Below are 14,628 nucleotides of genomic sequence, written 5' to 3'. Positions count from 1 at the left end.
ACAGGTCCAGTAGGACAAGGCCAGTTTTATTCAACTGGCCTTCCTGTCGAAGGTGGTCGGGTGCCCACCGCTCCGGTGCCGGGTGGGGGTCTCGGACCGGACCGAGGTCAGCTTCCGCTCGGTGCGTCCCAGTTCGGCGACGGTTTCCGGCGCGACCGGGCGGACCGGTTCGGTGGGGGTTTCCGGTGTGTCGTTGCGCCCGTAGATCGCGGCGAGATCGGCGTAGCGCCGCTGCTCGTCATAGTAGGACTGCGAGTGCGCGCCCAGCCTGCGCAGCGCCGAGCGCATCATCAGCGGATTGGGTTTGCCGATGTAGTACGGGTCGCGACCGGTGGCGCGGGTGATCAACGCGGCCACCGAACCGGTCGCGGGCAGCGAGCCGTCCCGCGACGGACCGGTCGGGTCCGGGTTGGTCGCGATGAAGCTCGCGCCGCGCTCGACCAACCGGATGGCGGTGGTGATCGCCTCGAACGAGTAGTTGCGGGTCTCGCCGAGCACCACATAGTCGGGCTCGATCTCGGTGAGCACGTACCCGATCTCGTGCAGCGCGGTGGTGAGACCGGATTCGCCGACCACGTACGCGGTGCCGTTCGGGCGCTGCTCGTTCAGGAACGTCGCGGTGGCCAGCGCCGAGGTCCAGATCGATTCCTCCGGGATGTCGAGCCCGGTCTGGCGCAGCCTGGCCTGCAGGTCACGCGGCGTGCGAATGGAGTTGTTGGTCAGCACCAGGAACGGGGTCTCGTTGGCGCGCAGCTCGGCGAGGAACTCGTCGGCGCCGGGCACCAGCTGGTCCTCGTGCACCAGGACACCGTCCATGTCGGTGAGATAGGACAGGATCGGTTCATCAGTCACCAGACAATTGTCCGCTAACGGACGCGCAATCGGGGGCAACTCCGGGTCGATGCGACCCTTCGCACAACCGGGCCCCGCGCTGACTATGGTCGAAGTCGGCCGTCGAGGCGCGCCGGACGCACTCGGACGATCACCGCCGCGCGGGAACGTCCGCGGGCGGGTGGCGGTTGTAGCGAGACATGACCGCAGCGCGCCTGCGGCCGACGACGGTGCGCGGGAATGCCCGCGCACAGGTGTGCAGCGAAGCGACAGGAGTGGCGCACATGGGTGAACTCAAGCTCGGATACAAAGCCTCGGCAGAACAGTTCGGACCACGGGAACTGGTGGAGATCGCGGTACTCGCCGAGGAGCACGGCCTCGACAGTGCCTCGGTGAGCGACCATTTCCAGCCGTGGCGGCACAAGGGCGGCCACGCGCCGTTCTCGCTGGCCTGGATGGCCGCGGTCGGCGAGCGTACGAAGCGGATCCAGCTCGGCACCTCGGTGCTCACCCCCACCTTCCGCTACAACCCGGCGGTGATCGCGCAGGCCTTCGCGACCATGGGCTGCCTCTACCCCGAGCGGGTCATGCTCGGCGTCGGCACCGGCGAGGCGCTCAACGAGATCGCCACCGGCTACAAGGGTGACTGGCCGGACTTCAAGGAACGTTTCGCGCGCCTGCGCGAAGCCGTCGAACTCATGCGCGCGCTGTGGACCGGCGACCGCGTCGACTTCCAGGGCGAGTACTACAACACCGTCGGCGCGTCCATCTACGACGTGCCGAAGGGCGGCATCCCCGTCTACGTCGCGGCGGGCGGCCCGCTGGTGGCCCGGTACGCGGGTCGCGCCGGTGACGGTTTCATCTGTACCTCCGGCAAGGGTATGGACCTCTACACCGACAAGCTCATGCCCGCCGTCGCGGAGGGCGCCGCCAAGGCAGGCCGCACCGTCGACGACATCGATCGGATGATCGAGATCAAGATCTCCTACGACACCGATCCCGAACTGGCGCTGGAGAACACCCGCTTCTGGGCGCCGCTCAGCCTCACCCCCGAACAGAAGCACAGCATCACCGACCCGATCGAGATGGAGGCCGCCGCCGACGCCCTCCCGATCGAGCAGATCGCCAAGCGCTGGATCGTCGCCAGCGACCCCGACCAGGCCGTCGACCTGATCAAGCCCTACCTCGACGCGGGCCTCAACCACCTGGTCTTCCACGCCCCCGGCCACGACCAGCGCCGCTTCCTCGACCTGTTCCAGCGCGACCTGGCGCCGCGCCTGCGCGCTCTCGCCTAGCTGGTCCTGCCCGCACAGACTTTCCACGCGCCGCACAGCAGATACAGCTGCTGTGCGGCGCGTGGATCATCTGTGGACTCTGCGAGATCCGCTCGTGACGTGGTTATCCACAGGCGCGAGTTGTGCACATTTCGGGGTTCGGCGGTGGTGCGCGGAGCACATGGGGGCCGATCATCGCGGTATGGATCTGCCCTTGCCTCTGGCCCGCCGGGACGCACTCGCCGCCGGGTTCACCGATCGGGAGTTGCACGGCATCGGCTGGCAGCGAGTTCGGCGCGGTTCGTATACCGCGTCCGCGTCAACGCTCGCTCCTTCTGCCGAGCACCGGCACCTATTGCTGACGCAGGCAGTTGCCGCGGTATCGAGCGACGAAGCGATTGTCAGCCACGTCTCGGCGGCGCTTGCGCACGGATTGCCCTGCTGGGCAATACCATTGACGCGTGCGCACCTCATCCGGGCCCGTTCGAACGGCGGTCGGGTGACCAGGCAGGTCGCACTGCATTCGATGCAGATCGAACCGGACGAGATCGTCCAGGTCGGTGCCTTGCGGGTTACCAGCGTTGCCCGCACGGTCATCGATCTTGCCCGCACCATTCCGTTCGAGCAGGCCGTTGTCGTCGGCGACGGGGCACTCCACTCCGGGAAGACAACCTGCGACGAACTCCGCGCGCAGATCGCGCGCGTCGCGGGACGGCAGGGGAATCCGGCAGCGCGGCGGGTGGTGGCATTCCTCGACGGCCGTTCCGAAAGCGTCGGCGAATCGCGCAGTCGAGTCGCGCTGCGTGCGGCCCGTTATCCGGAACCCGAGCTGCAAGCGCACATCACTCGCGACGACGTAGCCGTCGCGCGGGTGGATTTCTTGTTCCCCGAGTTCGGTGTCATCGGCGAATTCGACGGCCTGGTGAAGTACCGTGCCGACCTGGCCGGTCATCGCCCGCCAGCGGAGGTGGTGATCGCGGAAAAGGCTCGCGAAGACGCGTTGCGCGCGCTCGGCTGGCTAGTCGTTCGCTGGACCTGGGGTGAGCTCGACAACCCACGACCATGGCTGGCCCGGCTGGCCCGCGCCGCCGAGATCGCCCGCCGGATACCGCGAAGCGGGAGCTGGGTTCCGGCGGACGTGGTGTAGCCACAGAGTTTCTCCATGCCGCACAGCCGTTGTATCTGCTGTGCGGTGACCGGAAACTCTGTGGTCTACGCCCGGCGGAGGGCGAAAATGCGGAGGTCGCGGGTGGTGCGGTCGCGGTAGGCGGCGTAGGCGGCGGCTACGTCGACGAAGCGGCGGAAGATGGCGTCCTTCTCGGCGGGGTCGACGACGGGGGTTGCGGTGACAGGGATGCGTTCGCCGGCGATGGCGACCGTCGCGGTGGGGGTGGCCAGCAGGTTCGCGGTCCAGGCGGGGTGGTGCTGCTGGCCGAAGTTGCTGCCGATCACATAGAGCACGTCGCCGTCGTGCACGTAGAGCAGCGGCTGAGTGCGTGGCGCGCCGGACTTGCGGCCGATGGTGGTCAGCAGGATCACCGGTGCACCGATCGGGCCGAGCACGGTGTACTTGGCGTCGGTGCGTTCGAGTATCGCGCGGTCCAGCGGAGTGAGCTTGCGGACGCACCAGGAACCCGGTTTGGTCGCGGCGAATTTGCTTGCTACCCGGGACAGTCCGCTGTCCCGCGAACCCCACTCCCGATGCGGGAACTGCTCAACCATGCCCGGACTATATCGGTCCGCCCCCATCCGTCGCGCCCTGCGTGAGCCGTCACCGGACGTGCGTTGTCTGCTGCCGCTCGCTGCGCAATGTGAGACGGTCATCCGCTGGGCCTTGCACGCGATGTTGCCGAGCAGCGGGCTTACTGCGCCACGCGCGGACCGCTGCGAGGTGAGTCGGCCGCGGCCCACTTGCTGTGCCGTGCGTTGGCGGTCACCGGAGGCCGTGGACATCCGTGGGCCATGCCGGAGGCGTCGGCGAATAGTGGCCACTTACCGCGCCAGGGTTGTGCTGGGGGCGGCGTCCTTTGCTGTGTCATGCGCGAGGTGGCGCCAGGTAGCGGCTCCTTGCCACGCCAGGCGTGAGTGGTGGCCGGTGTGAGTTAGGTGCCGTCATGCGTCAGGGCCGTGCACGAGGTGTTGCCGAGCAGCGGGCCGCTTACCGCGCCAGGCGCGGACCATCGCGGCCACTCGCCGTGCCATGCGCGAGACGTTGCTTGCGCGAGCGGCCCGTGCGGTGCGGGGCAGGCGCCGCTTCCCGTTCGGCCGCCGCGCGAGGGCCGGGCTGGTCGCCGGGTTGTCCGATTCGGTCCAGTTCGTGATGACGGTCTCGCGACGCAGCAGAGATAGCGGCGGGTTCACTAAGCTCTGGGCATGGCCGATCACGCTCCATCCACCGTGTACATCGCCTCGCCGGAGGGGGACACCGGGAAGTCGACGGTGGCCCTCGGGGTGTTGCAGATGCTGTGCGCGACCACCGCGCGGGTCGGGGTGTTCCGGCCGATCACGCGGTCGACCACCGAACCGGACTACATCCTGGAGCTGCTGCTCGAGCACAGCACCGCCGATATCGACTACGCGCAGGCGATCGGTGTCACCTACGAGCAGGTGCACGCCGACCCGGACGCCGCGATCAGCGAGATCGTGATGCGCTTCCACGAGGTGGCGAAGGTCTGCGACGCGGTGGTGGTGGTCGGCAGCGACTACACCGACGTGGCCAGTCCCAGCGAGCTGCGCTTCAACGCGCGGATCGCGGTGAACCTCGGCGCGGGCATGCTGCTGGTGGTGCGCGGCTCGGGCCGCACACCCGCCGAGGTGAAGCATCTGGCCGAGCTGTGCGCCAACGAGCTGGCCCTGGAGCACGCGCAACTGGTCGCGATCGTGGCCAATCGCTGCGATCCGGAGCAACTCGATGAAGTGCGTTCCGCGCTGGGCGGTTTCGCGGTGCCCTCGTGGACGCTGCCCGAGGTGCCGCTGCTGATCTCGCCGACGATGGCCGAGCTGTGTAGCGCCATCGACGGCGAAATGTACAGCGGCGACCAGGAATTGCTGCAGCGAGAGGCGTTGAAGATCATGGTCGGCGGCATGACCGCCGAACACATCCTGGAGCGGCTCACCGACGGTGTGGTGGTGATCGCGCCCGGCGATCGCTCCGACGTGCTGCTCAGTGTCGTGAACGCGCATGAGGCGGAAGGCTTTCCGTCCCTGTCGGGCATCATCATGAACGGCGGCATGCTGCCTCATCCCGCGGTGGCCCGGCTGATGACCGGCCTGAAGCCGAAGCTGCCGATCCTCACCACCGAACTCGGCACCTACGACACCGCCAGCGCGGCCTACCGCACCCGCGGCCGGATGTCGGCGGGCAGTCCGCGCAAGGTGGACACCGCGCTCGCGCTGATGGAGGAGCATGTCGACGCCGCGGAGTTGTTGCGGCGCATCGAGGTTCCGATCACCAACGTGGTGACCCCGCAGATGTTCGAATACCAGCTCATCGAGCGAGCCCGCGGCGACCGCAAGCGGATCGTGCTGCCCGAGGGCGACGACGACCGCATTCTGCGTGCGGCGGGCCGGGTGCTGCAGCGCAAGATCGCCGATCTGGTCATTCTCGGTGACGAGCAGTCGGTCCGGGCGCGCGCCGCGGAACTGGGCGTGGACATCTCGGCCGCGCAGGTGCTCGATCCGCGTACCTCCGGGCACCTGGACGAGTTCGCCAAGGAATACACCGAATTGCGCAAGCACAAGGGCATGACGGTCGAGCGGGCGCGCGAAACCATGTCCGACATCTCGTATTTCGGCACCATGATGGTTTACAAGGGGATCGCCGACGGCATGGTCTCCGGCGCCGCGCACACCACGGCGCACACCATCCGGCCCTCGTTCGAGATCATCAAGACCGTGCCCGGGGTGTCCACGGTGTCGAGCGTGTTCCTGATGTGCCTGGCCGATCGGGTCCTCGCCTACGGCGACTGCGCGGTGGTACCGGACCCGTCCTCGGAGCAGCTGGCCGATATCGCGATCTCCTCGGCGGGCACGGCGGCCCGGTTCGGCATCGACCCGCGGATCGCGATGCTGTCCTATTCGACCGGTGAGTCCGGCAGCGGCGCCGACGTGGACAAGGTGCGGGTGGCCACCAAACTGGTCCGCGAGCGCGCGCCGCAGTTGCCGGTGGAGGGGCCGATCCAGTACGACGCCGCGATCGAGCCGACGGTCGCCACCACCAAACTGCCGGACTCCGAGGTGGCCGGGCGCGCAACGGTGTTCGTGTTTCCCGACCTCAATACCGGTAACAACACCTATAAGGCGGTGCAGCGCAGCGCGGGCGCCATCGCGATCGGCCCGGTACTGCAGGGCCTGCGCAAGCCGGTCAACGACCTGTCCCGCGGCGCACTGGTCGCCGACATCGTCAACACGGTGGCGATCACCGCGATCCAGGCGCAAGGGGACTGAGATGTGTCTCGTCGGCCACAGCCGGTGCCCGCTATGGAACAGGCGTGCGGCGGCGGTGGTTGCCGAGGGAGTGCGGAGCACCCGCGGAACATAGGAGGACCGATGAGTACACCTGCCGACGACCTGGTGCTGGTGATCAATTCCGGCTCGTCGTCCATCAAATATCAACTCCTGGACCCGGAGTCGAGCGCGGTGACCGCGTCCGGCATGGTCGAGCGGATCGGCGAGGAGAACGGCGGGATCGAGCATCACGCCGACGGCGAGACCACCGAGCACCGCGGTCCGATCGCTGATCACACCGCCGGATTGCGCCTGGTCTTCGAGATGTTCGCCGATACCGGACACGACCTGGCCGAGGCGGGCGTGCGGGCGGTCGGGCACCGGGTGGTGCACGGCGGTGAGGTGTTCTATCGGCCGACATTGATCGATGACAAGGTGGTAGCGGCGATCTCGAAGCTGTCTTCGCTTGCCCCGCTGCACAATCCGGCGAACGTGGCCGGTATCGAGAGCGCGCGCACGCTGCTGCCCGGTGTGCCGCAGGTCGCGGTGTTCGACACCGCGTTCTTCCACGGCCTGCCCGACGCCGCCAAGACCTACGCGATCGACGCGAAAGTCGCTGCCGCGCATGGTATCCGCAAGTACGGGTTCCATGGCACCTCGCACGAGTACGTGTCCGGGCAGGTCGCCGAGCTGCTCGGCCGCGATTCGGCGGAGCTGAACCAGATCGTGTTCCATCTGGGCAACGGCGCATCGGCCTCGGCGATCCGTGGCGGCCGTCCGGTCGACACCACGATGGGTCTGACCCCGCTGGAGGGCCTGGTGATGGGGACCAGGTCCGGTGACCTCGATCCCGGCATCGTCGCGCACCTGGTGCGTTCGGCGGAAATGGATATCGATCAGATCGACACCCTGCTCAACCGGGATTCCGGCATCAAGGGTCTGTCGGGGGTCAACGACTTCCGCGAATTGCAACGCCTCATCGACAGCGGGGACAGCGCCGCGCGCCTCGCCTACGACGTCTACATTCACCGGCTGCGCCGTTACCTCGGCGCCTACCTGGTCGATCTGGGCGGCGTCGACGCGATCACCTTCACCGCGGGCGTCGGCGAGAACAGCCCGCAGGTGCGCGCGGACGCGCTGGCGGGCCTGTCCCGCTTCGGCATCGAGGTCGATACGGCCGCGAATACCGCGAAAGACCGTACGGCGCGGCGTATCTCACCGCCGGATGCCGAGGTGGCGGTACTGGTCGTGCCGACGAACGAAGAGTTGGCGATCGCCCGCGCGGCGCACGGCGTCGCCGAGGCAGAAGCGCCGCGCTAGCCGAATTGACTTGCCGGTGTCCTGTTTTCGGCTCGCGTGGCAGCCGATATGCCGCGGCGAGCGCCCGGTCGGGAGGGAAGACCGACCGGGCCGGATCCGCCGCTCGGCGCAGCCGGCCCACCGGACGCATCGTCCGCCGCGACACGGGCCGGAGGGCAGTCCGGTGCCGTGTGTCGGGTCCGCGAGGGCATCGGGTCCCGGGAGGGTTGCGGCGGATCGGCGCCCGGCAGGCCGGATGAACCTGATCCGCGGCTGACTCTGCCGGACACAGTGTGAGTTTTTCGTGAGAGTGCGGCTCACACCCAGGTTTTGGCGCGGATCGAGTTCGCCAGGTCGACGAGTGCGTAGCGGTGGTTGCGGCCCGGTGCGCTGCGGGCGAGGGCGCGCAGGCCTGCCTCGGTGCCCATCCGCAGGTCGCGCTCGGTGAACGGAGCGCCGAAGAGCGTGGCGTCCGCTCGTTTCGGCGTGTTGCCCGCCTGCAGCCAGGCCAGTGCCGCACCGAGCACGAGCACGCGCATCTGAACTGCGCGACCCTCGCCGGCGGGCAGGCTCGACACTCGCGACGCCGAGATGTGCAGGGTGGCCTCGTCCAGCTCGGCCACCGGGGCGGCGGTGAGCAGCAACAGCACCGCGGTCATCCGTGCGGTGGTGAAATGCCGTGAGGCGGCGGGCACTTCGTCGAGCGCGTGCACGGCCTCGGTCACCCGGTCGGCCGCGGCCAGCTGCCTGGCCAGCCCGAAGGCGGCGCTCACCACCGCGCGGTCGGTGCGCCACACGGTGTCGTAGAACTTCTCGGCGTAGCGTCGCCATTGCTCGGGATCCGGCGAATCCCACTGCTGCAGTATCAATTCCGCGGTAGCAGCCAGGGCCAGTTTGGGCCCGATCTCGCCGGGCAGCACCCGCAGCACCTCGTCGAAGCTGGCAAACGCCGGCTCATAGGCCAGGTCGAGTAGTTGCGCCAGACCGCGATACCAGTCGACCCGCCAATCGTTCTCGGGTAATCGGGCGAGCAGGGGCAGCACGGCCGCCGACTCGCCGAGGTCCAGCCGCACCCGGGCCTCGGCCAGCGTCAGCTCCAGATCCAAAGTCTCCGGGACATTGCCGGGATCGGACTCGGCGCGGGCGCGGGCGGTGCGCAACGCTTCGAGCGACTGTTCCGGCTCGGGATGCACCGTCGAGGCGAGCAGCGGTGCCGACGGGTCGGCCGAATCGAGCAGCGGAGTGGGCAGTGCCGCAACGACTTCGCGCGCCTCGAGCTGTTTGCTGCGACCCTGGCCGTCGGCGTAGGCGTCGGTCTGGCTGATCACTTCCTCGGTGCCGAAACTGCCGCGCTGCGGGCCGAACACCGTCGACAGCTGCGGATGCTCGGTATCGGTGTCCAGCGCCAGAATTTCCCGCAGCACCCCGGACAGCTGTGCCGACATCGCGCGGGCGGACGGGAAGCGGCGCTCGGGATCGGGATCGGTGGCGCAGAGCAGCAGGCGGTGGAAGAACTCGTAGCGCTCGAGCAGGGGATGGTCGGCGGGGTCGGGGATGCCGTCGAGGTAGCGCCCCTGCTCCATCGGCATCTCCAGGGTCAGCACGGCCAGGGTGCGCCCGACGGTATAGATGTCCGAGGCGACGGTGGGCCCGGTCTTGGCGATCTCGGGTGCCTGGAATCCCCTGGTGCCGTACAGGTTTCCGTACGACTCGATCGTGGCGACGGCACCGAGGTCGATCAGCTTGACCTGGTCCTCGGTCACCATGATGTTGTCCGGTTTGAGGTCGTTGTAGGTCAGCCCGATGTTGTGCAGATAGTCCAGCGCGGGCAGGATTTCGAGCAGGTACGCGATCGCCTCGGCGACCGGCATCCGATGCGGCCGCGCATAGGAGTTGAGAATGTCGCGCAGGGAGCGCCCGCCGACGTACTCCATCACGATGTAGCCGATCGGCGCGCCGTCGTCGTCGGTGTGCTCGACGAAGTTGTGGATCTTCACGATGCTGGGATGGGCCACCTCGGCGAGGAATTGGCGTTCGGCGACGGCCACGGCCTGCGCTTCCGCGTCGCCGGCGTGCAGCAGGCCCTTGAGCACCACCCAGCGATCGCTGACGTTGCGGTCGATCGCCAGGTAGATCCAGCCGAGCCCGCCGTGCGCGATACAGCCCTGCACCTCGTACTGGCCGGACACCATGTCGCCCTCGTGCAGCGACGGCCGGAAATCATAAGGAGCGGAACAGGTTTCGCAGGTTCCGGCGGTGACCGCGGGGCGGGTCGCACTGGCCCGGCCGACGGGGCTGCCACAGCGCCAGCAGAACCGCCTGCCCTCCGACACCACCGGGTCGGTGAGCACCGCGGCCCGCGGGTCAGCGGGGGTGACCGATTGGATGGGCACCAGCCCGCCGCCGAGCCTGCGCACCGTCGGCCGCGAGCGCGCGGTCCGGAAGCTGCGGCCGGAGGTGCGCATGGTCGCGGCCGAACCCGGCTCTGAATTGGGCCGTTCCACGCCGACCACGGTTTCCGCGGCCGCGGCGGACTTGGCCGGACGGCTCTCGGCCCTGGCCAATTCGGTGTGCGGCGGCTCGGCGGCCGGGTTCGCCGCGGGGGCAACCGGTTTCGGCGTGCGGTTCGAGTACACCGTCATATCGGACGAAGCGGTCGAACCGCCCGGAGCGGCGGCGCTTTCGTCCGCGTCGAGGGAAGGATCGTCGGAGTCGTTCATCGGCGGTCAGTCCAGGTAGTTCGGTGCGGGCGGACCGGGCGACGGGCCGAGGACGGACAACCACTGGCGGTAGAAGCGATCCCAGGTCCCGTCGTTGCGGATGCGCTCCAGGGTGCCGTTCACGAACCGCACCAGATCGTCGTCGCCCTTGGGGATGCCGATGCCGTAGGGCTCCACGCTGATCTTGTCGCCGACCACCTGCGTGTATGGGTCCTGTGCGGCCAATCCGGCGAGGATGGAGTCGTCGGTGGTCACCGCGTCGACCTGGCCCTGCTGCAGCACGACCAGGCAGTCGGCCCAGTTGGGCACGGTGAGAATGGTGGCGGCGGGCTGCTGCACCCGGATGCGATCCAGCGACGTGGTGCCGCGCACCACGCACACCCGCTTGCCCGCGAGGTCGCCGACGCCGTTGATCCCGGAGTTCTTGAACGCGAGCACCCGCTGGTAGGAGTGCAGATAGACGGTGGAGAAGGTCACCCGCTGCCGCCGCTCGCAGGTGATCGTCATGGTCTTGGCCACGATGTCCACATCGTGGCTCTGCAAGGCGATTTCCCGGTCGGCGGAGCCGAGCATCCGGTACTCGACCAGGTCCGGGCTGCCGAGCAGATCGCGCGCGACCTCGCGGGCGATATCGGAGTCGAAGCCGACAATGGACCCGGTGATCGGGTCGCGGAAGCTGAAAAGGTTACTGCCCGCGTCCAATCCGACGAGCAGGCGACCCCGGGCCCGGATCGCGTCGATGCTCGGACCGCGCGCCCCGGCAGCCGCGCCGGTGGGGCGCAGGCTCAATGTCGGGTCGCCGCATTGCGGCGCCTTATCCGAGGAGAACGGCGAATCCGTCAGCACCGGAATGGCTTTGGCCGGATACGGCGGCTCGGTGTATTTGGTCGTGTTGGTCGGCAGCGGTGCGGCGGATTGGCTCGTACAACCGCCGAGCAGTGCGACAGCGGCGAGTGTGGCGGCGAGCAGGCCGCGGCCGGGTCTCATCGGTACTCCCGTAATCGAGGCCAGAGGCCGATTCCGACGCAGCCCGCGGCCACGATGCCGAGCAGCAACGCCCCGGGACCCATGAAGTCGAGCACCCACGCGGCGCGGAATATCTTGTCCCGTAACGTATTACGCGTCTTGTCGATGCCCTTTTCCAGTGCGCTGTCCAGCGCCTCGACCTGCGCCGCGGCGTCGGCCGCGCCCGGGCCGGTCGCCACACTCGCCGCACCGTTGAAGTCGCCGCGGGCCAGGGTGTCGTTCATCCGCTGGTGCGCCACCCGCCAACGGGACAGCGCCGGAACGGCATTGCGCACGTCCTCGGCGGCGGGCGCGGAACTCGGATATCCGCCGAGCAGATCGGCGAGGCGGGCGATGTTCGCGTCGAAGGTGCGGTCGTAGTCGCCGGTGGCATCGCGGCGGGCCAGTTTCAGTGTCTCCGCGGAGCGGGCCTGCTGGGCCAGGATCCGGCTCTCGGTGAGCCGGGAGGCGGGTACCGCGCCGTCGTCGCGGGCACGGATCATCGAGGTGGCCGAGATCGCGCCCGCGACCACGGTCCACACCAGCAGCACGACCACCGCCGCCGAGGCGAGCAGCAGCCCGGGGTTGAGCACCCGGCGCCAGCGCTTCGCGAGATCGAACTGCGCCCATACCAACGCCGCCAGCGCGAGGATCAGCAGCACGATCGCGGTCCACGGTGGGCGGACATGATTGCGCTGGGCCTCGGTCACCGCCGCCGAACGCCGGTTCTGTAGTTCCTCGGCCATCGGCAGCACATCGGTCTGCATCTGGTTGGACGCTTCGCTCAGATACGCGCCGCCGACCGGGTAACCGCTGCGATTGTTGGTCCGCGCGGTCTCGATGACGCCCGTGTACACCGGCAACCGGGTGGCAATTCCGATCCGGAGGTTCGTGTCGGTCGTGTCGGCCACGCCCGTCCCGGCGCCCCGGGTGTGGCCGGTCTGCGCGACCAGTTCCGCAGCCGCCTCACCGATGGCCTGGGTATAGCGATCGCGCACCGTCTGCGGCTCCAGCCCGCCCGCGATGAACGCGGTGCTCGCGGCCGCGTCGGCGATGGACAGCGAGGTGTAGAGGCGGTGTGCGGAGTAGGAATCCGGTTCGGTGTCGTCGAGCAGGACATTGAGCGCCTGCTGGCGCTCGCCCACGGTCGCGCCGGTCACCCAGCCCGCGGCCACGCACAATCCGATGAGCAGCAGCCCGATCGCGATCAACCGGCCGGGCGAGGAGCGGGCGAACAGTCGCAGCCGGGCGGGGTCGAACTGTTCGCGCACGAGCGCGACCCGCAGTGCCGCCGGACTGTCCGCAGCGGCCGGCTCGGCGATCGGCGACGGTCGTAGTGCCGTCGTTGTCTGCCCGGTTCGAGCCATGTCCACCTCCTCAGTCTGGGCCGTATTCGCGGATTTCTCGACGGCGCCACCGGCCGGTCGATCGCTCCGCGTGTGCTGGTGCGGAGTTTATTGTGGTCGTAGTGACGCCGTGGCGTGTGAAATACCCCTGGTTGGCAGTCAGCGGTAGGTCCGGGGACGGCTGGATGAAGATGGGTACGAGATGCGTGGTGACGGTGACGGGTGGTCGCGGGGGCCCGACGGATTGAAACATTGGGGCCGCTTCGGCGCCGCGGGGCTGCTGCTGCGCGCGCCGCTCACCGACGGCGGCTCGGCGGTGCTGATGCAGCATCGGGCGGCGTGGAGTCATCAGGGCGGCACGTGGGCACTGCCCGGCGGCGCCCGAGACAGTCACGAGACCCCGGTGCATGCCGCGGTGCGCGAGGCCTGGGAGGAAGCGGGCATCAATCCCGCCGATGTCCGGGTGCGCGGCGAGCGGGTGACCGCGGCCGCGCAGAGCGGCTGGACCTACACGACGGTGATCGCCGACGCTGGCCGCACGCTGCCGACCAGCCGCAACCGCGAGAGTGCCGAACTCGCCTGGATTCCGGAGGCCGAGGTCGAAGCGCGGCTGCTGCATCCGGGCTTCGCCGCCGCCTGGCCCGGCCTGCGCGCCGCGCCGGCCCGGGTCTGCCTCGACGAACTCGACGAGGACCGGGCCGTCGCCGCGGCGCTGCCGCGCACCGTCGACCTCGCCGCCCGCGGCTTCTTCTGGCTGCACACCGATCCCGACGGCCCCGGTGACTGCGCGCGCATCACCGACGCCCCGTCCGACGCCACGGCGGCGGGTACCGTGCTCTCGCTCACCAGGGGCCAAGTGCTCTCCTGAGGGTGCCGAGCATCGAAACTGCCACCGTCGCACGCTGTTCGAACGGTCAGGCGTTCGCGAGGAGCGCGGTCTTCAGCGCTCGGGCCGCCGATTGCGGATCGTCTGCCGCGGTGATCGCACGAACCACCACGATGCGGGTCGCGCCCGCGCCGAGCACCTCCGGCAAGTTGTGCGCGTCGATGCCGCCGATCGCGAACCACGGCCGGGTCGGGTGGGCGTCGGAGGTGGAACGGACCAGGTCGATGCCTGCGGCCTGGCGGCCAGGCTTGGTCGGTGTCGCGTACACCGGGCCGGTGCAGAAGTAATCGATGTGCTCGTCGATCGCGGCGAGACCGGCCTGCGCGCGGTTGTGCGTGGAGCGTCCGATCACCACGTCCTGGCCCAGGATGCGACGGGCGTACCAGGGCGGCAGGTCGCCCTGCCCGAGGTGCAGGATGTCGGCGCCCGCGGCCAGCGCGATATCGGCGCGATCGTTCACCGCGACCAGCGCGCCGTGCCTGCGGGCCGCGGCCTTCAGTTCGGCCAGCGCGCCGAGTTCGGCCCGCGCCTCCAGCGGGCCGAACTTCGCCTCGCCGGGCGAACCTTTGTCGCGGAGCTGGATGATGTCGACCCCACCCGCGAGCGCGGCTTCGGCGAACTTGGCGAGGTCGCCTTTCTCCCGCCGGGCGTCGGTACAGAGATAGAGCCGAGCGGTGGCCAAGCGCTCCCTGGGCGATGCGGGTCGATTGGGGTGGGACGGTTGCACGCCTTCGACCGTAGCCGCGCTACCGTGGGGAAGCGAACGGCGGCACGAGCGCCGGGCCCGCCGGCCGCTCGCGCGGTGGCCGCGCACGGCGGCC

Annotated in this window: 11 protein-coding genes; 5 read left to right on the top strand and 6 right to left on the bottom strand. The window is 69.1% G+C overall.

The features are described from left to right. Positions 1-30: 30 nt before the first annotated feature. On the bottom strand, positions 31-816 hold the full coding sequence (locus O3I_RS40190) for an HAD-IIA family hydrolase (protein ID WP_237748434.1): 786 nt from the start codon (positions 814-816) through the stop codon (positions 31-33). A 299-nt stretch (positions 817-1,115) separates the two neighbouring features. On the opposite strand from O3I_RS40190, the gene fgd reads away from it, so the two are divergent. Beyond that, entirely contained in the window at positions 1,116-2,126 is a 1,011-nt protein-coding gene (gene fgd / locus O3I_RS40185) for a glucose-6-phosphate dehydrogenase (coenzyme-F420) (protein WP_014988808.1), read from the top strand. Between the two features lie 181 nt (positions 2,127-2,307). Then, entirely contained in the window at positions 2,308-3,252 is a 945-nt protein-coding gene (locus tag O3I_RS43245; protein WP_063632408.1) for a hypothetical protein, read from the top strand. 65 nt (positions 3,253-3,317) lie between these two features. Here the strand turns inward: O3I_RS43245 and O3I_RS40175 are convergent, their stop codons facing one another. Further along, a complete protein-coding gene (locus O3I_RS40175; RefSeq protein WP_014988806.1) occupies positions 3,318-3,827 on the bottom strand; it encodes a nitroreductase/quinone reductase family protein in 510 nt (169 codons plus the stop codon). Between the two features lie 651 nt (positions 3,828-4,478). On the opposite strand from O3I_RS40175, the gene pta reads away from it, so the two are divergent. Beyond that, complete coding sequence (gene pta / locus O3I_RS40170) at positions 4,479-6,551, top strand: phosphate acetyltransferase (RefSeq protein WP_014988805.1); 2,073 nt, start codon at positions 4,479-4,481, stop codon at positions 6,549-6,551. A 102-nt stretch (positions 6,552-6,653) separates the two neighbouring features. Continuing rightward, a complete protein-coding gene (locus O3I_RS40165) occupies positions 6,654-7,871 on the top strand; it encodes an acetate kinase (protein WP_014988804.1) in 1,218 nt (405 codons plus the stop codon). 296 nt (positions 7,872-8,167) lie between these two features. Here O3I_RS40165 and O3I_RS40160 read toward each other — a convergent pair whose 3' ends face one another. From O3I_RS40160 to O3I_RS40150, 3 genes are all read right to left on the bottom strand, one after another. Then, the gene (locus O3I_RS40160) at positions 8,168-10,492 is read right to left on the bottom strand and encodes a serine/threonine-protein kinase PknG (RefSeq protein ID WP_141691736.1); all 2,325 of its coding nucleotides are present in this window, start codon (positions 10,490-10,492) and stop codon (positions 8,168-8,170) included. An 84-nt stretch (positions 10,493-10,576) separates the two neighbouring features. Beyond that, positions 10,577-11,557 carry a glutamate ABC transporter substrate-binding protein gene (locus O3I_RS40155; RefSeq protein ID WP_014988802.1) on the bottom strand — a complete coding sequence of 327 codons (981 nt, stop codon included), beginning with the start codon at positions 11,555-11,557 and terminating at the stop codon, positions 10,577-10,579. Next, complete coding sequence (locus O3I_RS40150) at positions 11,554-12,942, bottom strand: hypothetical protein (protein WP_014988801.1); 1,389 nt, start codon at positions 12,940-12,942, stop codon at positions 11,554-11,556. The genes O3I_RS40155 and O3I_RS40150 overlap by 4 nt, the downstream gene beginning before the upstream one ends. Before the next feature lie 181 nt (positions 12,943-13,123). Here O3I_RS40150 and O3I_RS40145 point away from each other — a divergent pair, with 181 nt between their 5' ends. Continuing rightward, on the top strand, positions 13,124-13,789 hold the full coding sequence (locus O3I_RS40145; protein WP_014988800.1) for an NUDIX hydrolase: 666 nt from the start codon (positions 13,124-13,126) through the stop codon (positions 13,787-13,789). A gap of 46 nt (positions 13,790-13,835) precedes the next feature. On the opposite strand, the gene thiE is transcribed toward O3I_RS40145, so the two are convergent. After that, complete coding sequence (gene thiE / locus O3I_RS40140; RefSeq protein WP_029893276.1) at positions 13,836-14,534, bottom strand: thiamine phosphate synthase; 699 nt, start codon at positions 14,532-14,534, stop codon at positions 13,836-13,838. Positions 14,535-14,628 lie beyond the last annotated feature (94 nt).

This window comes from Nocardia brasiliensis ATCC 700358 (genome assembly GCF_000250675.2).
Taxonomy (GTDB): domain Bacteria; phylum Actinomycetota; class Actinomycetes; order Mycobacteriales; family Mycobacteriaceae; genus Nocardia; species Nocardia brasiliensis_B.
The sequence above is the reverse complement of the archived record's forward strand: the minus strand, read 5'-3'. Positions and strand labels throughout refer to the sequence as shown.

What these genes read in the sequence shown, in the direction of transcription:
- O3I_RS43245 (WP_063632408.1), top strand. Translation starts at nt 2,308, where the DNA reads ATGGATCTGCCCTTGCCTCTGGCCCGCCGGGACGCACTCGCCGCCGGG.
- fgd (WP_014988808.1), top strand. Translation starts at nt 1,116, where the DNA reads ATGGGTGAACTCAAGCTCGGATACAAAGCCTCGGCAGAACAGTTCGGA.
- O3I_RS40145 (WP_014988800.1), top strand. Translation starts at nt 13,124, where the DNA reads ATGCGTGGTGACGGTGACGGGTGGTCGCGGGGGCCCGACGGATTGAAA.
- O3I_RS40150 (WP_014988801.1), bottom strand. Translation starts at nt 12,942, where the DNA reads ATGGCTCGAACCGGGCAGACAACGACGGCACTACGACCGTCGCCGATC.
- O3I_RS40190 (WP_237748434.1), bottom strand. Translation starts at nt 816, where the DNA reads ATGGACGGTGTCCTGGTGCACGAGGACCAGCTGGTGCCCGGCGCCGAC.
- pta (WP_014988805.1), top strand. Translation starts at nt 4,479, where the DNA reads ATGGCCGATCACGCTCCATCCACCGTGTACATCGCCTCGCCGGAGGGG.
- O3I_RS40160 (WP_141691736.1), bottom strand. Translation starts at nt 10,492, where the DNA reads ATGACGGTGTACTCGAACCGCACGCCGAAACCGGTTGCCCCCGCGGCG.
- O3I_RS40175 (WP_014988806.1), bottom strand. Translation starts at nt 3,827, where the DNA reads ATGGTTGAGCAGTTCCCGCATCGGGAGTGGGGTTCGCGGGACAGCGGA.
- O3I_RS40155 (WP_014988802.1), bottom strand. Translation starts at nt 11,557, where the DNA reads ATGAGACCCGGCCGCGGCCTGCTCGCCGCCACACTCGCCGCTGTCGCA.
- O3I_RS40165 (WP_014988804.1), top strand. Translation starts at nt 6,654, where the DNA reads ATGAGTACACCTGCCGACGACCTGGTGCTGGTGATCAATTCCGGCTCG.